A 25,504-nucleotide genomic window follows, 5' to 3' on the forward strand; every position below is an offset into this window, starting at 1 on the left:
TATCAGGAAGCAAACAATAAACAACCAGGAAGGATATAAGCGATGCTTAGGAAGAGCAGAATCTCTGCTGCGATTGCGTTCGCCTTGGCGAGCCTTGCGGCGGCCCCATCCGTATCTGCCGAAGAAGGGCAGAATGTCGAAAAACTGCAGAAAATCAAAGTCACTGGCTCCCGTATCTCTCGTGTTGATGTTGAGGGGGCGACTCCGGTTGTCTCTGTCAGCAAGGCCCAAATTGAACAGTCTGGCCAGCAGACTGTGGCTGATTATCTGAAACAGGCCTCCTACAACTCCTTTGGTGGTTTCTCTCCATCCTCCGGTAGCTCAGCCCAGTCACAAGCCACCGTAGGGCTGCGTGGCCTTGGTGAAGATCGCACACTGGTGCTGCTCAATGGCAAGCGTATCGCCGGTTCTCCCTCAATGGGGGGCACCGCCATCAACCTCAACACCATCCCCATGGCGGCCGTTGAGAGGGTGGAAGTGAACCTGGACGGTGGCTCTGCCCTGTATGGTTCTGATGCCATCGGTGGCGTTATCAACGTGATCCTCAAAGAGGGTTTTGAAGGTTTGTCATTCCAGGGGCGCGTCGGTTCACCGACCGAGGAAGGTGGTGACGAACAGAGTGGTTCCATCGTCAGCGGTATTTCGGGTGAGAAAGGTTCCCTGATGATGGTCTACGAGCATGATGTCAAAGACGAAATCTATTACAAGGATCGTGACTATCTGGCCAAGCAGGGGGCTGAGTCTCCTAGCCTCTATGGTCGCAATATCAAGGGAGTAGACGCGGCAACTGGCAAGACCGTAACCCGTACTCTGAATGGGGTCGACTGTGAAAGCACCGGCGCCGGTTTTGTCACCAAGGGTACGGCTTGCCGCTTCGACTTTGCCCAGGTCGCAGCCAAGACCGCCTCGCGTACTCGCGACACCGTCTATGTCAACGGCCGCTACCATATCAACGACAATGTGGATTTCGTGCCACAGATGATTGGTTCCCGGGTCACCAGTTTTGGTCGTTTCGCTCCTGCTGCTGGTGCCTTCACCGTGGATGGCTCCACCCCTGAAAGCGCTGCAGTCCTGTCTGCCAACAACTTTAGCACCGCCAAGGCTGCGACGGTTTACTACCGCTTCAACAACGTCGGTCCCCGTGACAATGAAGTGACCGACTTGACCGGTACCCTGAACCTGGGTTTTGAAGGGGTGGTTCCGACCGAGGCGGTTGGCGATCTGGAGTGGAACGCCGGTTACATGTACTCCAAGACAGATAACCAGAGTATTGGTAATGGCTATGTATTGGAGCCGGCGGTTCAGACTCAGGTAAACAGTGGAAACTTCGTCAACGGCAGCTTCTCCGCTGATGCCACCAAGGATCTCTCTTATACCACCAGCCGCAACTCCAAGATGGATTTCTTCCAGTGGTATGGCGGTCTTGGTTGGGAGATGGGCGAACTGCCTGCTGGCCCGGTCAGCTGGTATCTGGGTGCCGAGTATAACGATTGGGTTTATTCCGACACCTACGACAGCCAGTCCGAAGCGGGTAACGTACTGGGTTCATCCGGCAACTCCGGTAGCGGTGTGCGCGATGTGTTTGCCACCTACATCGAGAGCCTGATCCCCATCACCGAGCAGATCGAGCTGAACCTGGCGGGTCGTTATGACAAGTACAGCGACTTTGGCAGCGCCTTCTCGCCCAAAGCGAGTCTGCGTTATCAGCCACTCGACCAGCTGATGTTCCGTACCTCCTGGTCCCAGTCTTTCCGCGCGCCGGGTCTGAATGATCTCTATGCGGCGGATGCCCAGTCAGCGGATTTTGCCAAGGACTATGTCTACTGCCAGGCCAATGGTATTGCCAACTGTTCCGAAGAGCAGTACGAGACAACGCGCCAATCCAACAAGAACCTGAAGGAAGAGACCGCCAATACCTTCACTATCGGGGCGGCCTACAATCCGCTGGACAATCTGAACCTGTCGCTCGATTACTACTACATCAAGATTGATGACGTAATCCAGCTGGCTACCACCCAGACCCAGTTCTATCAGGAGCTCAATACCGGCAGCAACCCGAACGTCATTCGTGACGCCAACGGCGATGTCGAGAAGGTCTATGCCGGCATGGTCAACCTGGGGCAACTCAAGACCAGTGGTATCGACTTCAAGGCGGACTACAAGTACGACTTCAACTCCTTCACCCTGCGATACGACTTTGGCAGCAGCTACATCCTGAAATATGAGGAAGGTCTGTTTGCTGGTGGCCCAATGGTTGACAAGAAGGGCTGGAATGGCAAACCCGATTTCCGTTTCAACTCCGGGATCGGTGCCAACTTCCCGCAGCTGTGGAATCTGGATACCTACCTGAGCACCAACTATATCGACTCCCAGAGCCAGGACTATGTGGATGACAAGGAAGAGGGCCATATTGCTTCCAACACCATCTGGAACCTGAACGTCGCGGTCGATACCAGCTGGAATGCCAAGATCCAGACCGGCGTGAAGAACATGTTCAACCGTGGACCTTCCCTGTCAAATGATGGTTACACCTACGATGAATACCTCTACAGCATTGACGGACGGGTCTACTACATCGACTACACCCAGAAGTTCTAATCAACCCTGTTGATATACAACCTCAGCCGGCCCGGTCGGGCCGGCTGTGCCCAACGTCCAAGGAAGTTACGGAGATAGGGTAATCCTATGAAGACAAGGACCATTACAATGAAGAAAGCGCTCCTTGGCAGCCTGGTTTCGGCCGCCTTGTTGACCAGCTTCAATCTGAGTGCCGCCACTGCCGGTCAGGCCGTGGACGCTCAAGCCGCCACCGACAACGCATCAAAAGTTTCCCAGCAGAAGATCGACAGCTATGCCGAATCTGCCGAATCCGCATTGGCCCAGTACAAGGCCGCCCTGCGTCAGGTCGACAGTCTGCGCACCTACAACGAGCAGGTGAGCAAGATGGTCGAGTCCCAGAGTGCCGAGCTGGCGTCGATGCAAAAGCAGATCGCCCAGATTGATCAGACCAGCACCGAAGTTGTCCCCCTGATGCTCAAGATGATCGACTCCCTCGAGCAGTTTGTGGCGCTGGATCTGCCGTTCCAGAAGGTCGAGCGCGAGGACCGCGTAGCAGCCCTGACCGACCTGATGAACCGTGCCGATGTCACCATCTCCGAGAAGTACCGCAAGATCCTGGAGGCCTACCAGATCGAGGAGGGCTTCAGCCGCACCATCGAATCCTACAAGGCGAGCCTGGACAAGGATGGTAGCGAGAAGACCTACGAGTTCCTGCGGGTTGGCCGCATCGCGCTGCTCTATCAATCCCCGGATGGCAATGAGACCGGGATGTGGAACAAGAAGACTCGCCAGTGGGAAGAGTTGCCCCAGGAGTATCGCAGTGCGGTTGAACAGGGCCTTCGCATCGCCAAGAAGCAGGCGCCTCCCGCTCTGATCAAGCTGCCGGTTCAAACTGCGGAGAAAGCATCATGAAAGGAATCAAACTTGCGATTGCCTCCCTGATTGCGGGAGCAACCCTGGTCACCCTGCCGGTGACCGCCGCCGAAAAACCGGTGGATCTCAATGCGCTGCTGAATCAGGTCAAGGCCTCCAGCCTGAGCGAATCCCAACTCAACAAGGAGCGGGAAGCCCGCTTCCTGGCTGACAAGAACGAGCAGGGGGCGCTGCTGGCCAAGGCCAAGGCCGAGCTGGCTGCCGAAACCGCCAAGGGCGAGCAGCTCAAGGCGACCTTCGATGCCAATGACAAGCAGCTGACCGAGCTGACTGAAACCCTGCGCCAGCGTTCCGGCAACATGGGTGAGATGTTCGGCGTACTGCGTCAGTTCGCCGGTGAGTTCAAGGGGATCTTCAACGCCTCCGCCCGTCGGGTCGAGCATCCGGAACAGACCGCGCTGCTGACCCGTCTGGCCGAGAGTAAAGAGCTCCCCTCCAGCGACGATCTGGAAGCGTTCTGGACCACCACCCTCAGCCGCATGGTGGACGGTGGCAAGGTGAGCCAGATCCCGGCGACTGTGGTCTACGGCGAAGGCAACCAGGCCGAGAAGACGGTCACCCAGATCGGTGAGTTCAACACTGTCTCCGAAGGCAAGTACCTCACCTTCGTGCCGGAGACCGGCAAGTTCGAGCAGCTTTCCCGTCAACCTGACAAGGGGGTGCTGGCACCGATCGCCGAGTTTGAACAGGGCGGTGACGGGGTCAAGCCCATCTTTATCGACCCGTCTCGCGGCGTGATCCTCTCTCTGCTGGTGCAGTCACCGACTCTCAAGGAGCGGATCGATCAGGGTGGTGAAGTGGGTTACGTCATCATGGTGCTCGGCGTGCTCGGTACCCTGCTGGCCATCTTCTGCGGTATCCGCCTGTCGCTGATCGGCTCGTCCATGCGCAAGCAGCTGAAATCTGATCAGATCATCAAGGGCAACCCCATTGGTGACATGCTGGGGGCCTACCAGAGCCATCGCGGTGACAACATCGAGGATCTGGAGTCCAAGCTCGACGAGATAATCCTGCGCAACGTGCCCAAGTTCGAGAAGGGCATCAGCATCATCAAGCTGATCGCTTCGGTCGCGCCGCTGCTGGGTCTGCTCGGTACCGTAGTGGGGATGATTGCCACCTTCCAGGCCATCACATTGTTCGGTACCGGCGATCCCAAGCTGATGGCGGGCGGTATCTCCGAGGCGCTGGTGACCACCATGCAGGGTCTGGTCGTCGCGGTGCCCATGCTGTTCCTCTACACCATTGTGCAGACCCAGAGCCGTCGTCTGATCCAGGTGCTGGAAGAGCAGAGCGCCGGTTTCGTCGCCCGTTATCAGGAACGTCTGCACGCCTCCAAAGCCGCAGCGTAAGGAGTCACCCATGTGGTTCTGGTTGATTGAAGAAGTCGAGTCGGTCCGCCGGTTTTTGGGATTGGGGGGCGATGTACTGGTCGCCCTGTTCTTCCTGACTCTGATGATGTGGGCCCTGTTGCTGGAGCGCTGGTTCTACTTCATGGCGGTCTACCCCAAGCAGGTGAAGCAGACCAAGGCCACCTGGCTGGCCCGCACCGATCATCTCTCCTGGTCTGCCAAGCAGATCCGGCGCGAGCTGGTCTCACGGGTCGCCATGGCGGTGGACAAGGGGATGCCGGTCATCAAGGTGCTGATCGCTCTCTGCCCGTTGATGGGGCTGCTCGGCACTGTGGTCGGGATGGTGCAGGTGTTTGACACCCTGGCCATCACCGGTACCGGTTCGCCGCGGGCGATGGCATCGGGGATCTCCAAGGCAACAGTACCGACCATGGCGGGCATGATCGCCGCCCTTTCCGGCCTGTTTTTTGTCAACCAGCTCGATCACAAGGCCAAACTGGCGGTGCAAAAGCTGGAAGACAACCTGAAACACGGTTGATGCAGGATGCATACCCCCGACGAGGCATGGCCTGCCGGGGGCACAGAACAAGCAAGGAGTTTCTGCTATGAGAAAACGTTACAGCGACAGTGGTGCTGACGAGGCGGCTATCGATTTGACCCCCATGCTGGACATAGTGTTCATCATGCTGATCTTCTTCATCGTCACCACCTCCTTCGTCAAGGAGTCCGGTGTCGAGATCAACCGTCCCAGTGCCAGCACGGCCGAGACGGTGAAGAAGGGCAATATCATGGTCGCGGTGCGCGAAAACGGTCAGGTCTGGGTCGACAAGCGGGTAGTCGAGGTGGGGGCGGTACGCGCCAACATCGAGCGGCTGCGGGCCGAAAACCCGGAGAGCGCCGTGGTGATCCAGGCCGATAACGAATCCCGTTCCGGTCTGGTGGTGCAGGTCATGGATCAGATCCGCATGGCCGGTGTCCAGAACATCTCCATCGCGGCAGACAAGAGCAGCTGATGCCGGAGAGAGACCTATGAGATACCTGATATCGTTGGCGGTCTCCTGTGTGGTGGTGTTCTTTCTGTTTCTGGGAATGAACAAGCTGATCACACCGGATCACCGGGAGCTGGTGGAGAAGGATGACGTCACCATGACCGATTTCATCCGCCTCAAGCCCCAGGAGACCCTGCAAGAGAAACAGCGGGAGCTGCCCAAACCGCCGCCGCCCAAGCGTCCGCCGCCGCCTCCCGAGATGGAGGTGGCCAGCACGGATCGGCCGAAGATGGAGAGCGCGCCGATGGACATGCCCAAGCTCGACATCCCGGTCAACATCGGTGGTGGTAACGCGCTGGGTGCCTACAGCACCGGCGGCGGTGGTGGTGGCGTTGGTGGCAACAACGGCGCCATTCCGCTGGCAACCTTCGAGCCCATGATGCCTCGCAAGGCGGCACTGGCGGGGCTGGCCTCCGGCAAGGTGCTGGTGGAGTTCACCGTCACCGAGCGCGGTACCGTCAGCAACGTGCGGATCGTCAAGGAAGAGCCGCGCAGCTATGACCTCGGCAAAGAGGCGCGCAAAACCATCGCCAAGTGGACGTTCAAACCGGCCATGGTGGATGGCAAGCCGCAGGCGAGCCGGATGCAACAAGAGATCGAGTTTGCGGTCAACTAAGGAAGGTGGCGATGAACAAGTTACACAAGATGATCCTCGCCCCGGTCGCCATGGCGGTGCTGCTCAGCACCGCCAGTTGGGCCGCCGAGCAGCCGGCCCTGTCGGATCGGGCCTATCGGGCGGTCAACAAGGCGCAGGAGCTGATCACCGAGAAGAAATACGGCGAGGCCAATGCCAAGCTGCAAGACGCGCTCTCCGGCGCGGGTGATCGGGTCTACGACAAGGGGGTCATATTGCAGACTCTCGGTTTCGTAGCTGCTCAGCAGGAGAAATACGGTCAGGCGACCAAGTACTTTGCCGATGCCATCGCGACAGGCGGCCTGCCGCCACCGGTGGCCCAGCAGGTGCGCTACAACCTGGCCCAGCTCTATATGGCTGAGGGTAATTATCAGGGCTCGATCAAGACCATGAAGGAGTGGTTTGCCAACCAGGGCAAGGATGACAAGCCCAACTCCCATGCCTATATCACGCTGGCCAACGCCCACGTGCAGCTCAAGCAGTACCGTGACGCGATCCCGGCAGTGGATCAGGCGATCAAGCTGTCGGCAGGTAAAGCGCCGGAGTCCTGGTATCTGCTGAAGATGGGGGCTCACTACGAGCTGAAACAGTACAAACCGGCGACCGAGGTGCTGACCTCTCTGGTCAACATGTTCCCGGAGAAGAAGAAGTACTGGACCCAGCTGTCGGCCATGCATATGCAGGCAGGCAACGATGCCAAGGCGCTGGCTGCGCTGGAGTCGGCCTATAACCTCGGCATGTTGACCGAGGCCGCCGAGCTGCAGCGCCTCGCCAACTACCTCGCCTTCACCGGCATTCCCCATCGCGCCGCACGGGTGATGGAGAAGGGGATGAAGGACGGGGTGATTGAGCAGAGCGCCAGCAACTACAAGACCCTGGCCAACTACTGGCATCAGGCCAAGGAGCTGGATCCGGCCATCGACACCCTGGCCAAATCTTACCAGCTGGCCCCGAGCGCCGAATTGCAGCTGAAAATGGCACGCATGATGATCCAGAGCAAACGCTATCAGGATCTGGTGGCGCTGGCCGCCAAACCGGCCGCCAATGCCAATGGTGAACAGCGTGCGGATCTCAAGTTCCTGACCGGTGTCGCCTATTTTGAGCAACAAAAGCCGAAGGAGGCCCTCAACGCCTTCACCCAGGCGGCTCAGAATGGCAACGTCAGCGGTCGGGCATCTCCGTGGATCAGCTTCCTCAAAGAGCAGAGTGGCACCGGAGAGGCAGCCGTCCAGTAATTCCAATGACAACTACCTGTAGTCCCTTTTATGGTTGCCTGGTGGCTCCATTAACCGCTCTTCGGAGCGGTTTTTTTATGGTGGCTGCCAGCACCGGCTGGTGGCCGATGCGCGGTTTTATCCCTCTTCATGCCAATACAGAGCCTCCCTCGACATTGGCCTATCTCCCCGGATGCGACAAACGTTTCCGCTAAGGCTGCAACCGTGACACCAGGTGACACAGCGCTGTGGTTGACGGGGGCTTGGGTGGCTCGCTGACTGGCGGGCAGTGCCATTCATCTTTCACTCAGCTGCGACTTGCCAGTGTGGCTTTTGCCCTGTTGATAAGCGTCACACCGAAAACGGCTACTTTTAACAAGAAAAGCAACATATGGAAGTTGAAATTTTGGCCGACTCAGGAAAGAATGCGCGCTCGGTTATTGGCGTCGTGGGGCAGGTTGACCCGCCACCGGCAGACCGAGGATGAGACGGCCCCCGGCCCATTTGGTACAGGAAACCACACAGGAATTTTATGAATCCCCTTCGCACTGCCGCTTCGGCCCTTTTATGCACATTTGCGCTGGTCAGCCAGCAGGCTGCCGCCGTCGAGTACCGTCTGCCTGCGGCCAACAGCCGCCTGATCGGTGAAAACCAGGAATACGTGGTGCCTGCGGACAACCGTCCGCTGGAGCAGATCGCTGCTGACTTCCAGCTGGGTCTGACCAACATCATGGAAGCCAACCCGGGCGTTGATCCCTATCTGCCGAAAGCGGGTAGCACCCTGATCATCCCCCACCAGCTGATCCTGCCCAACGCGCCCCGCGAAGGGATCGTCATCAACGTTGCCGAGATGCGTCTCTACTACTACCCGAAAGGGAAGAACGTGGTGGAAGTGCTGCCCATCGGCATCGGTCAGCTGGGGGTAAACACCCCGGAGAACTGGATCACCAAGGTAGAGCGCAAACGCGCCAACCCGACCTGGACCCCGACCGAGAACATCCGTCGCCGCTATGCTGCCCAGGGCAAGACTCTGCCGGCAGTATGGCCAGCCGGTCCGGATAACCCCATGGGTCTGCACGCCCTCTACATTGGCAACCTCTATGCCATCCACGGCACCAATGCCACTTTCGGTATCGGTCTGCGGGTGAGCAGCGGCTGCGTGCGTCTGCGCGCTGACGACATCAAGTATCTGTTCGACAACGTGCCGGTCGGCACCCGCGTCCAGTTCGTCAACCAGCCGGTCAAGACCACGGTCGAGCCGGATGGCGGTCGCTACATGGAAGTACACGAGCCGCTGTCGCGCACCGAGGAGGAGTTCAACTCCACCGCCTCCGTGCCGCTCCCGATGACACCGGCCATCACCCGCTTCATCGCTCACGCCGAGTCTGACTCCAACGTGGTCAAGCAGGTGCTGGAACAGCGTACCGGTATGCCGACCCGCCTCAATCCCTGATTGAGCAAGTTGGCGGTGCCGCGCGCACTGGCTGAATAAAGAAAACGGCGACCAGATGGTCGCCGTTTTTTATGGGGCATTCGCAGCTTGCTTACTGCACGCAGACCGGGCAGAAGGCGTAGGTGCCTTGCGGATCGTTGAAGCGGGTAAGCGGGTCGAGACTGCGGTTCACTTCCACCAATGCCTTGCCAAATCCAGCCGGCAGCCAGCTTTGCAACTGGGGGGCCAGCACTTGGGCACTGCTGTCAAACAGCTGGCGCAGGAACTTGTCCTTGGTGGACTCCTCCTGCTCGATGGGGGTCACCTGCCACTCTTTGAGGTTGGCCAGTTCGGCGGCTGCCTTGATGGCGTCATCCAGATTGCCGAACTCGTCCACCAGCCCCAGGGCCTTGGCATCCTCACCAGTCCAGACTCGGCCTTCGGCCGCTTTTTCGGCCTCTTCCGGGCTCAGACCACGGCCCTTGCTGACCAGACCGATGAAGCGCTGGTAGGTATCCTCCACGCTCAGCTGGATGGCCTGACCGACGTGATCCGGCAGGGCGCGGGTCGGGCCGACGCCGACGTAATCTGTGGTGCCAACCCCGTCGGTATGCACCCCGAACTGGGCCAACGCCTTGTCGATGGTGGCGAACATGCCGAATACGCCGATGGAGCCGGTGAGGGTGGTGGGGGAGGCGAAGATCTTGTCCGCATCGGCGGAGATCCAGTAGCCACCGGAGGCGGCATAGCTGCCCATGGAGACCACTACCGGTTTGCCTGCCTGTTTCAGGGCCAGCAGCTCGGCGCGGATCTGCTCGGCGGCGAAGGCGCTGCCGCCGGGGCTGTCGACCCGCAGGACCACGGCTTTGACCTTGTCATCGCGGCGGGCATCGGCCAGCAGGTCGGAGAGGCTATCACCGCCTACGGTACCGGCAGGCTGGACGCCATCCATGATGGCGCCGCTTGCGACCACCAGACCCACCTCATCCTTGCCGCTCTGGGGATATTGTTCCGGAATGGCAGCCAGATACTCTTTCAGGCCGACCCCTTTCCAGCCGTGGTCGTCCGCTTCACCCACCTCTTTAATGACCGCCTGGGTCATCTCGTCGCGGGTGGCCAGCTGATCCACCAGCCCGTTGTCGAGGGCGTAGTTGGCGGCATTGCCACCGGCTTTGCGCAGCAGCTCGAGGAAGCGATCCTTGCCCGGCGCGACCGCATCGGGTTCGATCTCCCGCTGCTCGGCTACGTCAGCCACATAGGATTGCCACAGCTGATCCAGCCAGCGCTGGTTCGCTTCTTTGCTCTCGGGGGACATCTCGTCGCGGGTATAGGGTTCGACGAAGGATTTGTAGGTGCCGACCTTGAACACGTGCGGGGTGATATTGAGCTTCTCCAGCGCCGATTTGAAGTAGGTCTGGTAGACCCCAAGCCCCTCGATCACCACGGCGCCGCTCTGGTTGAGCAGCACGTGATCGGCGTGGGCCGCCAGCAGGTATTGCCCCTGAGTGTAGAAGTCGGCCATGGCGATCACCGGTTTGCCGCTCTCCCGGAAGGAGTCGATGGCACTCGCCACCTCCTGCAGTTTGGTGAAGTTGGCTCCCTGCAGCCCTTGTGGCTTGATCACCAGCGCCTTGATGCGCTCGTCATCCTTGGCACTCTTGATGGCCCACAGCAGGTCGGAGAGGACGATCTCGCTCGGCTGCTCATCGCTGCTGTCCATCTGACGCAGCAGTTGTACGGTGGGATCTGTCTGGGAGCGTTGCTCCACCAGCACGCCGTTGAGATTGAGGGTCAGCGCCCCTTCGATGGGCGCCTTGGGAGCCTCTTTCTGGCTGACGCTGAAGACGATGACCAGCACTACGATGAGAAACAGCAGATTGACCAGCATCAGCCGGGTGAAATTGAGCAGGCGCCACAGGCTGCGGAACAACCAACCCAGACCTTTGAAAATAGACATAGTCGCGTTATCGCCCTGTTAATGGGTAGAGAAGAGCCATTATTAACCAGTTGCGGGCGAAATTGCCATTTCCGACTGGCGGATCCCGTCTATCTTCGTTCAGGGCACGGCTGTTCGCTGAAAAATTGTCCAAACATTTGTTTGAAAAAGAATTTTCGATTCTTTACTCTAGCCTCAGTTTGATAACAAAAAATTAACTGGAGGCATCGTGAGCCGCTATCCGACCCTGCTGACCCCGCTCGACCTTGGTTTTACCCAGCTGCGCAACCGCGTCTTGATGGGCTCCATGCATACCGGCCTCGAAGAGGAGAAGGGCGGTTTTGACAAGCTGGCCGCCTTTTACGCCGAGCGCGCCCGTGGTGGCGTTGGCCTTATCGTCACCGGCGGCATTGCCCCCAACCTGCGCGGTCGGCTGGTGCCTCACGGCTCTCAGCTGAGCTTTCCCTGGCAGGTGAGCAAGCACAAGAAGGTGACCAGCGCCGTGCATCAGGAGGGGGGCAAGATAGCGCTGCAGATCCTTCATGCGGGCCGCTATGCCTACCATCCGTTCAGCCTGGCGCCGAGCGCCCTCAAGGCTCCCATCTCCCCGTTCAAGCCGCGGGCCATGAGCGAGCGGCAGATCCGCGGCACCATTCGCGACTTCGCCGCCACTGCGGCGCTGGCCAAGGCGGCCGGTTATGACGGGGTCGAGGTGATGGGGTCGGAAGGCTATCTCATCAACCAGTTCATCTGCGAACGCACCAACAAGCGCACCGATGGCTGGGGCGGCAGCAGCGAAAACCGGATGCGCTTCCCGGTGGAGATTGTCCGCGCCATCCGTGAGCGGGTGGGCACGGATTTCATCATCATCTTCCGCCTCTCCATGCTGGATCTGGTGGAGCAGGGCTCGACCCTGGAAGAGGTGATTGCCCTTGGCAAAGCGCTGGAAGCGGTGGGGGTGACCCTGATCAACACCGGTATCGGTTGGCACGAAGCGCGTATTCCCACCATCGCCACCAGCGTGCCGCGCGGCGCCTTCAGCTGGGTGACCGCCGAGCTGAAAAAGCATCTCAAGGTGCCGCTTATCACTACCAACCGGATTAACACCCCAGAGGTGGCAGAGCGGATTCTGGCGGGTGGCGAGGCGGATATGGTCTCCATGGCGCGCCCCTTCCTGGCTGATCCCGAATTTGTCATCAAGGCGGCCGAAAATCGGGCGGACGAGATCAACACCTGCATCGCCTGCAACCAGGCTTGCCTCGACCATGTCTTCAAGCAGAAGCGCGCCTCCTGTCTGGTCAATCCCCGTGCCTGTTTCGAGACCGAACTGACCTTTGGCCGCGTGCCCCAGCCCAAGAGGCTGGCGGTGGTGGGGGCGGGTCCAGCCGGGCTGGCGTTTGCCTGCTATGCTGCCGAGCGCGGTCATCAGGTGAGCCTGTTCGATCAGGCCAGCGAAATCGGCGGCCAGTTCAACTTCGCCAAGCAGATCCCCGGCAAGGAGGAGTTTCACGAAACCCTGCGCTACTTCGCCAAACGGCTGGAGAAGTGCGGCGTCGAGCTCTATCTCGGCCAGCGTCAGAGTGCCGAGAGCCTGCTCGGCGGCGGTTTTGACGAGGTGATCCTCGCTACCGGTATTCGTCCGCGCACCCCCAATATTCCGGGGATCGAACATCCCAAGGTGATGAGTTATCTCGATGTATTGCGGGATCACAAACCGGTCGGCCAGAAGGTGGCGGTGATCGGTGCCGGCGGCATCGGATTCGATGTGGCTGAGTATCTGGTCGAGAAGAAGGTGGAGATGGATGCCGATGGGCACCGTGATCACTGGCTCAAGGAGTGGGGCATCGACAAACAGCTTGGCGAGCGCGGTGGCCTTACGGTTCCTGAAATCGACGCCCCCGAGCGCCAGATTTGGCTGCTGCAGCGCAAGGAGAGCAAGGTGGGTGACGGACTTGGCAAGACCACCGGCTGGATCCACCGTACCGTGCTCAAGAACCGCAAGGTGCAGATGCTCTCCGGGGTGCAATATCTGGGGATCGATGACGAGGGCTTGCACATTCAGGTGGGCGAGAGCAAGCAGTGTCTGCCGGTGGATCAGGTGATCGTCTGCGCCGGGCAGGAGCCCCTTAAAGAGCTGCAGGCCGGGTTGCAGGCGGCAGGCAAGCCGGTGCACATCATCGGCGGAGCCGACGTGGCCGCCGAGCTGGATGCCAAGCGCGCCATCCGGCAAGGGGCCGAGCTGGCTGCGATCATCTAGCCAACAGTGCCATCCTGCCCTTTATAGTGCGATAAACCCCTGAGCCTCAGGGGTTTTCTTCATTCGGTGCTGTGCTAAGGTAGCGCCATCATTGCCCCAGAGAAGGAATTGCCCATGGATGCCCTCACCCTGTTGCTCAATCGCCACTCCTGTGGCCGTCTCGCCGATCCCGCCCCGAGCGGTGAGGTGCTCGACAATATCCTCAAGGCGGGCCTGCGTGCGCCGGATCACGGCACCCTGACCCCCTGGCAGTTCATTCTGTTTGAAGGGGAGGGGCGTGAGCGGCTGGGCAAGCTGCTGGCCGAGGCTGCCCGTGCTCGTGGCGAAGATGAAGAGAGCATCAAGAAGTGCAGCGAAGCGCCGCTGCGGGCGCCCTTGGTCGTCGCCGTGGCAACCCGTTATCAGGATCACCCCAAGGTGCCGAAACTGGAGCAGGAACTCTCTGCCGGTTGTGCCCTGATGGCGATGCAGATGGCGGCGCAGGCGCAGGGCTTCAACGGTATCTGGCGCTCCGGCTGGTTTATCTTCGATGAGCAGATCAACAAAGGATTGGGACTGGCGGCAGAGGATCAGCTGGTGGGTTTCCTCTATCTCGGTACCCCCATGCTGGAAGCGCGTAAACTGCGCGAGCTGCCCATCGATGAGTTTGTCCGCCGTTTCTGACTTTTTGGCCACGTTGCGGTTGAGAGAAGCAAAGCCTCGAGAAATCGGGGTTTTTCTGTTTAACCGTGAATAGTAACCAGAGTGATTGGGGAAAATAAATGGGTCAAAGAGGCTTCGCGTGCCATAGCAGGTAATTATTTAAATAGTGCGATGTACCTCGCAATCCTGTGGTATTTCACTATGTAAAACGTTTGCGCATTCGCTAATATCTCCCTGCCAGTTTAGAAGGGCACTCCTTCTAATTTTTCTGCGATGAGAGTCGCAATTCCGTAGCACCTTTTAACAGCCCAACGTCTTCGTGACATTGGGCTTTATTTTTTTATGGGGTGTCGGGGCTGTTGTGAGTTGATGGCGGTATCGGCATACAACCCGGTTGGCTGCCTTATGCCCTGTTTGTGGCTGGCAGGATCCGGGCCGGGTTGCCGACTACCCGAGCACCGGCCGGTACATCTTTGGTGACTACGGCACCCGCGCCGACGATCGCCTCCCGCCCTATGGTGACGCCGGGCAGCAAGATGGCGCCGCCCCCAATCCAGACCTTGTCTTCAATGGTGACCGGCAGTGCCGTCTCTGTGCCCTGAATCCGTTCGTCGGCCTCCAGCGCATGGGCTGCGGTATAGATCTGCACGTTTGGCCCAATCATCACATGGGCGCCGATGCGAATGGGGGCATTGTCCAGCAGGGTCGCTCCCATATTGATGTAGGAGTCCTTGCCCAGGTGGATGTGGTGGCCATAGGTACAGTAGAGGGGCGGGCAGATAAAGGCATTCTCAGCCAATTTGCCAATCAGCTCCGCCAGTAGTGCCCGCTGCTCTGCCTCATCTTCCGCCTGATTGAAACGGCGATAGCGCCGTGCCGCTTCCCGGCGCAACAGGGCCAGCTCGGGTGCCATGCAGTTGTACGGTTGGCTGCTAATCATCTTCTGGTATTCGCTCATGAAGGTTGCTTTCCTTTATCTGCCAGGGATTTGGATATTGGCGCCAATACGACAGAAGTAACGTGATCACCCACCCGATACGGGCAGAACCAGGTTGGCAGGTTTGCCTTCGGCAAAGGCCAGCACATTCTCGAACGCCACGCGAAAGTAGAGTTCGTAGCTGTTTTGCTCCACATAGCCGAGATGAGGCGTTGCCAATACATTGGGCAGGCGCAGCAGGGGCTCGCTTTCCTGTGTCGCCGGCTCGATGTCAAATACATCGAGCGCGGCCCGTTTTCCAGGATGGGTACTTAGCTCTGCATAGAGGGCGCCCGGCTCGATAAGTTCGGCACGGCTGGTATTGACCAGCAGAGAGTCAACTTTCATGCGGGCCAGATCTGCGCGGGTAACAGCGCCGCGGGTTGTCTCGCTCAGGCGCAGATGCAGCGTGAGGATATCGGCTTGACTGAAGAGAGCCTCCTTGCTGGAGGCGCAGGCATAGCCATCCAGCTCGGCCTGCCTGCGCGAAGCCTCACTGCCCCATATCAGTACCGACATGCCAAATGCCTTGCCATAGCGGGCGATCCGCTGGCCTATCTTGCCGTAGCCCCAGATGCCGAGCGTCAGCCCATGCAGTGTGCGTCCCAAACCGAGGTCACCAGATTGCTGCCATTGGCCTTGGCTTAACGCCTGGCTGTAAGCAGGTACATGGCGGGAGGCTGCCATGATGAGCGCCCAGCAGAGCTCGGCGGGAGCAATAGGGCTGCCGACTCCTTCTGCCACGGCAACGTCGTACTGTTGGCATAGTGCCGGGTCGATATGCTGGCTGATTTTGCCGGTCTGGCTGATGAGTTTAAGGGTGGGAAGCTGTATCAGCAGCTGTTCGTCGATGCGGGTACGCTCGCGGGTCAGCACCAGTGCTTCCATTCCTTCCAGCAGGGCGGCAAGGCGCGTTGTATCGGGTTCGCTCTGGTTGAGGATGGTGACGTCATGACCCGCCAGCAGGGCAAAGCAGGGGAGGTGGCGCACCTGATCCTGATAGTCATCCAGAATGGCAATCCGCATAAGAAATCCTTCTCGGTTGCGTTGGCTCGGACCGCTATCTTACCGGAATAAAGGTGTCTGTTGTTTTCAAACGAACACAATCAGAAGGGAGGGCGATCAAGCCCATGCTCACGGACCTGGATGAGCTCGGTAGGCCAAAACAATCAGGGCCCCCGAACGGGAGCCCTGATGGCATGAGGTTGGCGTCTATGTTGCCCGCGCTTAGCCGTGCTTGCGGCCGGAGAGGCGGCACCACTCCTCCTTGACGGCGGTCGGGTCCATTTCGAACCACTGACCGTAGATGGTTTCCAGCTCCGGAGCCTGGCTCTCCAGCACGCCGGAGAGGGCCATCAGGCTGCCCGCTTTGCCGTGACCGGCGATCAGCGGTGCCAGTTCGCGCAGCGGGCCGGCCAGGATATTGGCGACCACCACATCCGCTTCGACATCTTGTGGCTGGTCGGCCGGCAGATAGAGCTCAATCTGGTCGGCGACACCGTTGCGCGTGGCGTTGTCGCGGCTGGCCTGAATGGCCTGCGGGTCGATGTCGATGCCGATAACGCGGGCAGCACCCAGTTTCAGGGCGGCGATGCCGAGAATGCCGGAGCCACAGCCAAAATCGACCACGGTTTTACCGCTCAGATCCAGCCCGTCCAGCCACTGCAGGCAGAGGGCGGTGGTGGGGTGGGTACCGGTACCGAAGGCCAGGCCCGGATCCAGCATCACGTTAACTGCATCGGGGTTCGGCACATCGCGCCAGCTCGGGCAGATCCAGAGGCGCTCGCCAAACTGCATGGGGTGGAAGTGATCCATCCACTCGCGCACCCAATCCTTGTCTTCCAGCTGCTCGACCTTGTAGCCGACATTTTCGCCGAAGATCTGCTGGAAGAAGGCGATGGTGGGGGCCGGATCGGTTTCGGCGTCAAACAGCCCCATCACTTCGGTCTCGCCCCACAGCGGGGTTTCGCCCGGCATGGGTTCATAGACGGGCACATCCTTGGCATCCATAAAGGTCACCGCCTGGGCACCACGCCCCAGCAGCATGTTGCTCACCTTGTCTGCGGTCTTGGCAGTGGCGTTGATTCGAATTTGTATCCAGGGCATGGCGTCGACTCTTCATAAATGTGAAACCGCGAGATTCTACCATCATGGGGCAGTGCTGTCGTGGTTTGCCCATGACGTGGAGGGATACGGGGGCTTTTGCCGGATTGGCACGGTTCCTGTATTGCTCTATGCAGGCGAAGACGACCGGTTTTCGCTGAACGCTTTGCTCAAGTTCCGTCATCTTTCACTGCCACCCTCGGGTGGCATTTTTTTATCTGCACTCCTTTGCCTGGTAAACAGTCTGCCAGACAAAAAAAGAGCAAGGTCGGCACCTTGCTCAAGGATGGACTGACGCCGTTTTGGCGCATTCATGCTGCAGTTGGCACGCCAGATGCAAAGACTAATATGTCCTGCATAAGGATATGTGTGTGATTGTTACCCCAATGTTCAGGTATTCAGGCCATTTCTCGCGAAATGGCCTCTTTTTTGGCTGATTGTTGGATGTTGGCCTGCCGCTGGCTGGCATTAGCGCTGCTGGTTGTGCCCGTTTGGGGCATCTCCTTGGTGAACTTATCCCATCATGGTGCGTTTGAAGGCTTAGTTGGCAAAGCCGCTCATGTCGATCACCAGCTTGCCTACCATGCGGCCCGCTTCAACCTCGGAATGGGCCTGAGCCAGCGTGACTGGGGTCAGTGAGGGGATGGTTCTGGTCAGAGTGGTCTGCAGTACCCCTTCATCGACCAGTGCCGCCACCCGGCAGAGCAGGTGGTGCTGCTCGATCATGTCCGGCGTCTGGAACAGGGAGCGGGTGAACATGAACTCCTGGCTGAAGGTGACGCTCTTGCTCTTGAGCAGGGAGAGATCCCACGGCTCACTCGATTCGGCGATGGTACAGATATGGCCAAACGGGCGGATCAGCCCTGCCATGGTGGCCCAGTGCTCGGCGGTGGCGTTGGTGCAGAAGATGGTATCGACCTGAGTGATGCCAAGGGCGGTCAGCTCCTCCTGCAACTTGTGGTGGTTCACAACCTGATGGGCCCCCATCTCGAGGCACCACTCGCGGCTCTCGGGGCGGGAGGCGGTAGCAATCACCTCCATGCCGGTGAGCTGGCGGGCCAGCTGGATGGCGATGGAGCCCACGCCACCGGCGCCGCCGATGATCAGCAGTTTGCCACGGCTTTCGCGGGTGAGGGCGAAGCGCTCGAACAGGGTCTCCCAGGCGGTGATGGCGGTCAGCGGCAGGGCGGCGGCCTCCACATCGCTCACGCTGGTGGGGGCGATCGCGGCGATACGCTCATCCACCAGTTGCAGGGCGCTGTTGCTGCCGGGGCGGCTGATGTCGCCGGCATACCAGACCCGGTCGCCCGCCTTGAACAGGGTCACTTCGCTGCCGGTGGCGATCACTTCCCCCACCGCATCCCAGCCCAGTACCCTGGGCGAGCTTTCAATTTTGGCCTTGGGGGAGCGCACCTTGGTATCTACCGGATTGACGGAGGTGGCGGTGACCCGCACCAGCAGATCCCGCGGACCCGGAACCGGATCGGGCAGGTTGGCGGCGATGAAGCAGTCGGGGTGGTCGCTTGGCAGATAGTGAGTCAGGGCAATGGCTTTCATGGTTTTTCCTTTCAAATCGCTGTGTTCGGGATTGCCACTCACTCTAGTCTGGTTGATTATGAAGATTAAGATGGGTAATAGGTAAAGACTGTTTGAATATATGAACAATGTCGATCTGGAGTTGATGGGACTGTTTGCCACCGTGGTGGAGCAGGGAAGCTTTACCCGGGCCGCCGAGCTGCTTGGTATGCCCAAGTCATCGGTGAGCCAGAAGATCTCGCGGCTCGAATCCCAGCTCGGGGTGCGGCTGTTGCAGCGTACCACTCGCAGGTTGAGCTTGACCCCGCAGGGGGAGCTCTATGTGGAGCACTGTCAGGGGCTGCTGGCACTGGCCCGCAGCGCCAATCTGGCGATGGCACGGCTGCGCTCGGCCCCGGCGGGGCGGGTGCGGATCACTGCCCCCGAGGCGACCGGTACTCTATTGCTTGGCCGGATCCTCGCCGAGTTTCGCGCCCTCTATCCCGAGGTGGTGCTGGAACTGACCCTGAGCGATGAACAGCTCGATCTGGTGGGGGAAGGTTATGATTTGGCGCTGCGGGCGGCGCCGCTGAAAGACTCCAGCCTCATCTGTCGGCGCATCGGGCAGGTGGCGCGTCATCTGGTGGCAGCGCCCGCCTATCTGGCGGTCCACGGCATGCCGCAGCAGTTGAGCGAGCTGGGCCGTTATGCCTGTCTGGTGCACTCGGCCATGCCGGTGTGGCCATTGCAGGAGGGGGGCTGGCGGCCGCAGGGGGCCTGTGTCAGCAACAGCTTGTTGGCGCTGCGGGAGATGGCGCTCCATGACGGTGGGATTGCCCTGTTGCCACACCATGTCTGCGAAGGGGATTTGGCGGCGGGGCGATTGCAGAAGGTGTTGCCGGATCAGCCCATTCCGGCCAACCCGTTTTACCTTATCTATCCGAGCCGGGAGCATCTGGCCCCCGCTCTGCGCACCCTGATGGATTTCGTGGCCGAGCGCTTGCCGTTTGCCTGAGTTACCAGCTGCTCTGGCTGGCCGACTCCTTATTGGGTTTGAGGCCGAGGGGGACCGACTGGCGCTCCGCCAGCATGCGGATCTGCCCTTCAATCAGGCTGGCGCTGGGGCCCAGCACCAGCACCAGCTGGTGGTCGTTGAGCTGGATCCAGGAGAGGCAGCCCAGGCCCAGCAGGCGAGATTCATCCACCAGTGAAATATCGCGCACCCGCAGGCTGAGGCGGGTGATACAGACACTCATCGCCACCAGATTGTCCATCCCGCCCAGCACCTTGAGGTACTGGATCGCCAGCATCTGCGGGTCTGAGGGGGCAACGCTGGCAAGGCGCGGATGCTCCACTGCGATGGGCTTGCTCGGCATGCTGAGGGGGGCACGCTCCAGCAGCTGATAGAACAGCAGGGTGTAGGCAACGAAGAACAGGATACCGACCGGAATGAGCCAGAAGCTGTGCTCCCCTGCCTGATAGCTCAGCACCAGATCCAGCAGGCCGGCGGAGAAGTAACTGCCCACCTTGATCCCCAGCCCGCTACAGACAGCGAGCGATAGCCCGGTCAGCAGGGCGTGGGCGAGAAACAGCCAGGGGGCGGTAAAGGCGAACAGAAATTCGATAGGCTCTGTGATACCCACCAGTGCCGAGGTGAGCGCCAGGGTGAGTAGCAGCCCGCCCTGTGGCAGCCGCTGCATCCGCTGGCGGTGCAGCCAGATGGCAAAACAGGCGCCCGGTAGTCCGAACATGATGATGGGGTAGAGACCGGCCACATACCCTTCATGAAGGGGTTGGGCGGTGGCCAGCGCCTGCAGGTTGCTCTCGCCAAGGCCGATGACGCTGCCCAATACCTGATGCAGCCCGAGCGGGATCAGCAGCCGGTTGAGGGTGCCGTAGCAGAAGGCGCCAAACGGCGTGGTGAGCAGCTCGGAGGTGAGCAGGGTCAGCCCGCGCTCCAGTGGCGGCCACAGCAGCGAGAGGGGGATGGCGATCAGCAGGCAGGCCAAGGCCGACACCAGCAGGCTGGGAAACTCCCCCCTGGCGATCTGCAGCCAGCGGGGCAGGGTTTGCTGGTGAACCCAGGGATAGATAATGGCGGTGGTGAGTCCCGCCAGCAGGCCGCAGATCATGTCTGCGTGCAGGTTGGGGGCCAGCGTATTGAAGGCGGTGCTGAGCAGCAGGAAGTTGACCGCACCCGCCAGCGTCTGTCCGCCCAGCTCCTGCCGACTCAGGCCAAAGGCGATCGCCACCGCATAGATAAGCGGCATCTGGCTGAAGATCGCCTGACCGGTGAGGGAGAGCACCGCCAAATCGAGCACGTCGGGTTGGCCAAGCCGGTAGATCAGCGCCGCCATCGGCAGGATGGAGACGGGCAGCAGCAGGGCATAACCGAGCCGCTGCAGGGCTTGAGTAACGACTTGTCGAGTGGCTTTAACGGGCATACAGCGGCTACGTTCTGTGACTTGGCGCACAGTTTAACCGGAAAACACCTATTTGGGGATAGTTTTGGAACCCCTAATTTATATTTTTATTATTTCTGCCCGAAAAGCTCGCGCACTTCCCGCGAGGGCGGTGCCGTCAGCAGGCTCACCGTGATAAAGACCACCAGCGCCAGCGTGAGGCTTGGCACGATGGCGTGCAGACCAGCCAGCTTGATCCCCCACTGACTCAGTACCCCATAGCTGACGATGCCGCTGACCATACTGGCCAGCGCGCCCGGGCCGTTGGCCCGCGACCAGTAGAGGCCGAGCACCAGTGGCCAGAGGAACACCGCCTGCAGACCGCCAAAGGCGAGCAGGTTGAGCCAGATGATCATCTCGGGCGGTTGCAGCGCCGCCAGCAGCACCAGGGTGCCCAAGATCAGGGTGCAGAGCAGGGAGAGGCGGGGGATGCGCACCTCCAGCTTCTCCTGCTTTGGATTGAGATAGTTGAGGTAGAGATCTTTCACCAGAGTGGCGGAAGCCTGGATCAGCTGGGAGTCGATGGTGGACATGATGGCCGCCATCGGTGCCGCCAGAAAGACCCCGGCCAGCCAGGGGGGCAGCACTTCCATCATCAGGGAGGGCATGATCTTGTCCGGGCTGTCCATGCCGGGCAGGATGGCGCGGCCAAGGGCGCCCGCCAGATGCATGCCAAACATCAGCAGGGCGCTGACCACTGTGCCGATCAGGATGCCGCGGTGAAGCGCCTTGCTGTCGCGATAGCCAAAGCAGCGCAGCGCCGAGTGGGGCAGCCCCACCACCCCGACACAGACCAGGATCCAGAAGCTCAACATAAAGGGCTGGGTCAGCATGTCGCCGGCCCCCTGCGGGCTCACCAGCTTGGGGTCGATCTCCCTGAGCTGGTGGATGAGGTTCGGCAGGCCGTCACCGGCAATCAAAATCCCCGCCAGCAAGGCGCCGGTGCCGATCAGCATGATGATCCCCTGCAGGGCATCAGTCATCACCACCGCGCGAAAGCCGCCGATGATGGTGTAGAGCAGCACGCAGCTGGCAAACAGCATCAACCCCTGCTGGTAGGAGAGGCCGGTAGCGGTCTCCAGCAGGCGGGCGCCGCCGATGAATTGCACCACCATGGTCGCGATAAAGGCGAGGATGATAGTAATGGAGCCGAGGATCACCACCGCCTTGCTCTGGTAGCGGGCCCACAGCATGTCGTTGATGGTCACCGCATTGACCCGGCGGGCGATGATGGCGAACTTCTTGCCAAGCACTCCCAGAGTGAGCCAGACGGTGGGCAGCTGGATCATCGCCAGCAACACCCAGCCCAGACCGATCTTGTAGGCCGCGCCCGGCCCACCGATAAAGGAGGAGGCCGAGGTGTAGGTGGCCACTAGCGTCATCGCCAGCACCAGCCCGCCCATGCTGCGGTTGCCGATGAAGTACTCCTGCACGAAGTTGCCTTCTGCGCGATGGCGGCTGGCCCAGAAACCCACCCCCAGCACCAGCACCAGATAGATGACGAGCGGCAGCATCAACTCAAGATTCATGGGATGACTCCTTGCCGGAAGGGGAGTGGGTATCGAGGGGGATCTCCACAAACAGCCGGTTCACCATCAGGGCGCAGAGCAGAATGAACAGCAGCGGCATCACCATGCAACTGAGCAGGAACCATAGCGGCAGCCCCCACAACTCCAGCTGGAGCGGGATAAAATAGGCGGTGCCATACCAGGCAAAGAAGTAGAACAGGGTCAGCAGCAGGCAGAAAGCTGCTTCCCGGCGGGCGAGAGCAAAACGGTTCACCTTGGCCTCCGACAAATTTGAGGGGCGCAAGGATAACAAAAAAGGGCCATGTCGCCATGGCCCTTTTTCAGCAGAGGCTCCTTGCGGAGCAGACTTCCACCGGAAGTCCGGTCACTATCAGCGATCCTTACAGACCCAACTTCTTGTGCAGGTAGTGGATATTGGTGCCACCGTGCTGGAAGTTTTCGTCTTTCATGATCTCTTTTTGCAGCGGTACGTTGGTCTTGATCCCTTCCACCACCAGCTCGTCCAGCGCATGACGCATGCGGGCGATAGCAATGTCACGATTCTCGCCGTAGCAGATCAGCTTGCCGATCATCGAATCGTAGTGGGGCGGTACCTTGTAACCGGCATAGATGTGGGAGTCCCAACGCACGCCCAGTCCACCCGGCGCGTGGAAGCGCTGCACCAGACCCGGAGAGGGCATGAAGGTGGCCGGATCTTCGGCGTTGATCCGGCACTCGATGGCATGGCCACGGATGCGGATATCCTGCTGGGTGATCGACAGGGGCTGACCGGCGGCGATGCGCAGCTGCTCCTTGATCAGATCGATACCGGTGACCATCTCGGTGACCGGGTGCTCAACCTGGATACGGGTGTTCATTTCAATGAAATAGAACTCGCCGTTCTCGTACAGGAACTCGAAAGTACCCGCACCGCGGTAGCCGATCTCGATACAGGCGCGCACACAGCGCTCGCCGATGAACTTGCGCATTTCGGCGGTGATGCCGGGCGCCGGCGCCTCTTCCACCACTTTCTGGTGGCGACGCTGCATGGAGCAGTCACGCTCGCCCAGATAGAGGGCGTTGCCCTGGCCGTCTGCCAACACCTGAATTTCGATGTGGCGCGGGTTTTCCAGGTACTTCTCCATGTAAACCATGTCGTTCTTGAAGAACTGGCCTGCTTCGGATTTGGTTAGGGCAATGGCGGAGGCTAGCTCGGCCTCGCTGCGTACCACGCGCATGCCACGACCACCGCCGCCACCGGCAGCCTTGATGATCACCGGATAGCCGATGCGCTTGGCAATAGCGGCATTGCGCTTGGTGTCGTTGTCCACCGGACCGTCAGAGCCCGGTACACACGGTACGCCTGCCTTCTTCATCGCTTCGATGGCGGAGACTTTGTCACCCATCAGGCGGATGGTCTCGGCGCGCGGGCCGATGAAGATGAAGCCGGATTTTTCGACCACTTCGGCAAAATCGGCGTTCTCGGAAAGGAAGCCGTAACCCGGGTGGATGGCCACGGCACCGGTCACCTCGGCGGCGGCGATGATGGCCGGAACGTTGAGGTAGGAGTCGGTACTGGCTGGTTTGCCGATACAGATGGATTCGTCGGCCAGCAGCACATGTTTGAGCTCCCGGTCGGCGGTGGAGTGAACGGCCACTGTCTTGATCCCGAGCTCTTTGCAGGCGCGCAGGATCCGCAGGGCAATTTCACCGCGGTTGGCGATGACTACTTTGTCCAACATGGGTGGCGATTTCCCTTATTCGATGATGAACAGCGGCTCGTCAAATTCGACGGCCTGACCATTTTCAACCAGGATCGCTTTGATCACACCGGCCTTGTCAGACTCGATTTGGTTCATCATTTTCATGGCTTCGACGATGCACAGGGTATCGCCGACATTGACTTGCTGACCCACTTCCACGAACGGCTTGGCTTCCGGGCTGGAGGAGCGGTAGAAGGAGCCAACCATGGGAGAGCGCATCAGGTGACCGCTCGGTGCGGCATCTGCGGCCGGCGCAGCGGCAACCGGGGCGGCGGCTGGAGCGGCAACCGGAGCGGCTGCTTGCTGCATGATCATCTGCGGTGCGGCAGTGACCTGGCCTGCGAAGTTGCGGCTGATGCGAACGGACTCTTCACCTTCGGAGATCTCCAGTTCGGCGATGCCGGACTCTTCAACCAGTTCAATCAGCTTCTTGATTTTGCGGATATCCATTAGCATTCTCTTTCTTCTTTATCTGATCAGTGATTATCAAGCCGCGTGCAGATGGCGCACGGCCGCGGTTAAAGCGAATTGATAGCCATCGGCCCCCAGACCACAAATGACCCCTTTGGCGACATCAGACAGATAGGAGTGATGACGAAACGGCTCCCTGGCATGAACGTTTGACAGGTGAACCTCGATAAAGGGGATGGCGACACCCAGCAGCGCATCGCGGATGGCGACGCTGGTGTGGGTGAAGGCGGCCGGATTGATGATGATGAAATCCACCTGACCCATGGCCTGATGGATGCGGCTGACCAACTCATGTTCGGCGTTGGATTGCAGATGTTCCAGAGTGACACCGAGTTCGCTGGCGTTGAGCTTCAGATCGGCGACGATCTCATCGAGCGTCTTGCTGCCGTAGATACCCGGTTCCCGTTTGCCCAGCAGATTCAGGTTTGGACCGTTGAGCAGGAGAATTCGGCGATGTTGCGACATATTGAGTGCATCCTCGATGATCATGCTGCTATCTGTCAGCTATCTTGTGGACTACCTGAAATCTAGCCATTTTCTGCGCAAATCGGTGTGCCCTGGCACACAGATTTCGCAATTATATTGATTTCGTGAAAATTAGCAGCATTTTACTGGTCTAATCTCTACATCTGGCTATTTATTGAGCTCCACCTCCCTGTGCACCCAGTTTCAGCCGCTCAGGCCGTTTGTACCGCTGTAGA

Annotated in this window: 22 protein-coding genes; 11 read left to right on the forward strand and 11 right to left on the reverse strand. The window is 59.8% G+C overall.

The features are described from left to right. The first annotated feature begins 42 nt into the window (after nt 1-42). The 8 genes from G5380_RS17395 (at nt 43) to G5380_RS17430 (ending at nt 9,191) form a co-directional block, all read left to right on the forward strand. The gene (locus tag G5380_RS17395; protein WP_216951982.1) at nt 43-2,598 is read left to right on the forward strand and encodes a TonB-dependent receptor; all 2,556 of its coding nucleotides are present in this window, start codon (nt 43-45) and stop codon (nt 2,596-2,598) included. A gap of 108 nt (nt 2,599-2,706) precedes the next feature. Beyond that, nucleotides 2,707-3,471 carry a DUF3450 domain-containing protein gene (locus G5380_RS17400; protein ID WP_005343435.1) on the forward strand — a complete coding sequence of 255 codons (765 nt, stop codon included), beginning with the start codon at nt 2,707-2,709 and terminating at the stop codon, nt 3,469-3,471. Continuing rightward, nucleotides 3,468-4,841: a MotA/TolQ/ExbB proton channel family protein gene (locus G5380_RS17405; protein ID WP_110303404.1), complete on the forward strand. Its 1,374-nt coding sequence runs from the start codon at nt 3,468-3,470 to the stop codon at nt 4,839-4,841. Before G5380_RS17400 ends, G5380_RS17405 begins: the two co-directional genes overlap by 4 nt. A gap of 10 nt (nt 4,842-4,851) precedes the next feature. Further along, entirely contained in the window at nt 4,852-5,379 is a 528-nt protein-coding gene (locus G5380_RS17410; protein ID WP_005338936.1) for a MotA/TolQ/ExbB proton channel family protein, read from the forward strand. Between the two features lie 67 nt (nt 5,380-5,446). Further along, entirely contained in the window at nt 5,447-5,854 is a 408-nt protein-coding gene (locus G5380_RS17415; protein ID WP_005338933.1) for an ExbD/TolR family protein, read from the forward strand. Nucleotides 5,855-5,870: 16 nt separating this feature from the next. Next, nucleotides 5,871-6,506, forward strand: coding sequence for an energy transducer TonB (locus tag G5380_RS17420; protein WP_005343441.1), 636 nt, complete (start codon nt 5,871-5,873; stop codon nt 6,504-6,506). 11 nt (nt 6,507-6,517) lie between these two features. Next, nucleotides 6,518-7,759 (forward strand): tetratricopeptide repeat protein, encoded by a 1,242-nt coding sequence (locus G5380_RS17425; RefSeq protein ID WP_144714242.1) that lies wholly within the window; start codon nt 6,518-6,520, stop codon nt 7,757-7,759. 511 nt (nt 7,760-8,270) lie between these two features. Then, a complete protein-coding gene (locus G5380_RS17430; RefSeq protein WP_005338927.1) occupies nt 8,271-9,191 on the forward strand; it encodes a L,D-transpeptidase family protein in 921 nt (306 codons plus the stop codon). A 91-nt stretch (nt 9,192-9,282) separates the two neighbouring features. On the opposite strand, the gene sppA is transcribed toward G5380_RS17430, so the two are convergent. After that, on the reverse strand, nt 9,283-11,127 hold the full coding sequence (sppA, locus tag G5380_RS17435; RefSeq protein ID WP_421352939.1) for a signal peptide peptidase SppA: 1,845 nt from the start codon (nt 11,125-11,127) through the stop codon (nt 9,283-9,285). 208 nt (nt 11,128-11,335) lie between these two features. On the opposite strand from sppA, the gene G5380_RS17440 reads away from it, so the two are divergent. Next, entirely contained in the window at nt 11,336-13,363 is a 2,028-nt protein-coding gene (locus G5380_RS17440; RefSeq protein ID WP_421352940.1) for an FAD-dependent oxidoreductase, read from the forward strand. Nucleotides 13,364-13,477: 114 nt separating this feature from the next. Next, the gene (locus tag G5380_RS17445) at nt 13,478-14,026 is read left to right on the forward strand and encodes an NAD(P)H nitroreductase (RefSeq protein WP_179902439.1); all 549 of its coding nucleotides are present in this window, start codon (nt 13,478-13,480) and stop codon (nt 14,024-14,026) included. Nucleotides 14,027-14,408: 382 nt separating this feature from the next. Here G5380_RS17445 and G5380_RS17450 read toward each other — a convergent pair whose 3' ends face one another. From G5380_RS17450 to G5380_RS17465, 4 genes are all read right to left on the reverse strand, one after another. Next, complete coding sequence (locus G5380_RS17450; protein WP_421352941.1) at nt 14,409-14,963, reverse strand: sugar O-acetyltransferase; 555 nt, start codon at nt 14,961-14,963, stop codon at nt 14,409-14,411. 66 nt (nt 14,964-15,029) lie between these two features. Continuing rightward, on the reverse strand, nt 15,030-16,007 hold the full coding sequence (locus G5380_RS17455) for a D-2-hydroxyacid dehydrogenase family protein (protein WP_421352942.1): 978 nt from the start codon (nt 16,005-16,007) through the stop codon (nt 15,030-15,032). 201 nt (nt 16,008-16,208) lie between these two features. Then, the gene (gene prmA / locus G5380_RS17460) at nt 16,209-17,087 is read right to left on the reverse strand and encodes a 50S ribosomal protein L11 methyltransferase (protein WP_042080614.1); all 879 of its coding nucleotides are present in this window, start codon (nt 17,085-17,087) and stop codon (nt 16,209-16,211) included. A gap of 537 nt (nt 17,088-17,624) precedes the next feature. Next, nucleotides 17,625-18,641 (reverse strand): zinc-binding alcohol dehydrogenase family protein, encoded by a 1,017-nt coding sequence (locus tag G5380_RS17465; RefSeq protein ID WP_421352943.1) that lies wholly within the window; start codon nt 18,639-18,641, stop codon nt 17,625-17,627. A 100-nt stretch (nt 18,642-18,741) separates the two neighbouring features. On the opposite strand from G5380_RS17465, the gene G5380_RS17470 reads away from it, so the two are divergent. Further along, nucleotides 18,742-19,614: a LysR family transcriptional regulator gene (locus G5380_RS17470; protein ID WP_167570465.1), complete on the forward strand. Its 873-nt coding sequence runs from the start codon at nt 18,742-18,744 to the stop codon at nt 19,612-19,614. A 1-nt stretch (nt 19,615) separates the two neighbouring features. Here the strand turns inward: G5380_RS17470 and G5380_RS17475 are convergent, their stop codons facing one another. The 6 genes from G5380_RS17475 to aroQ all read right to left on the reverse strand — a co-directional run bounded on the left by G5380_RS17475 (nt 19,616) and on the right by aroQ (nt 25,268). Further along, entirely contained in the window at nt 19,616-21,043 is a 1,428-nt protein-coding gene (locus G5380_RS17475; RefSeq protein WP_346213141.1) for a PTS transporter subunit EIIC, read from the reverse strand. Nucleotides 21,044-21,132: 89 nt separating this feature from the next. After that, nucleotides 21,133-22,590, reverse strand: a complete 1,458-nt coding sequence (gene panF / locus G5380_RS17480) for a sodium/pantothenate symporter (protein ID WP_204420362.1) — start codon at nt 22,588-22,590, stop codon at nt 21,133-21,135. Continuing rightward, a complete protein-coding gene (locus G5380_RS17485) occupies nt 22,580-22,843 on the reverse strand; it encodes a YhdT family protein (protein WP_005349483.1) in 264 nt (87 codons plus the stop codon). Before G5380_RS17485 ends, panF begins: the two co-directional genes overlap by 11 nt. A gap of 127 nt (nt 22,844-22,970) precedes the next feature. Beyond that, on the reverse strand, nt 22,971-24,311 hold the full coding sequence (gene accC, locus G5380_RS17490; RefSeq protein WP_216951972.1) for an acetyl-CoA carboxylase biotin carboxylase subunit: 1,341 nt from the start codon (nt 24,309-24,311) through the stop codon (nt 22,971-22,973). Nucleotides 24,312-24,326: 15 nt separating this feature from the next. Continuing rightward, a complete protein-coding gene (gene accB, locus G5380_RS17495; RefSeq protein ID WP_216951971.1) occupies nt 24,327-24,782 on the reverse strand; it encodes an acetyl-CoA carboxylase biotin carboxyl carrier protein in 456 nt (151 codons plus the stop codon). Nucleotides 24,783-24,818: 36 nt separating this feature from the next. Next, on the reverse strand, nt 24,819-25,268 hold the full coding sequence (gene aroQ, locus G5380_RS17500; protein ID WP_139743401.1) for a type II 3-dehydroquinate dehydratase: 450 nt from the start codon (nt 25,266-25,268) through the stop codon (nt 24,819-24,821). Nucleotides 25,269-25,504: the final 236 nt, after the last annotated feature.

The organism is Aeromonas sp. 604443, assembly GCF_049170315.1.
GTDB classification, from domain to species: Bacteria; Pseudomonadota; Gammaproteobacteria; order Enterobacterales; family Aeromonadaceae; genus Aeromonas; species Aeromonas veronii_A.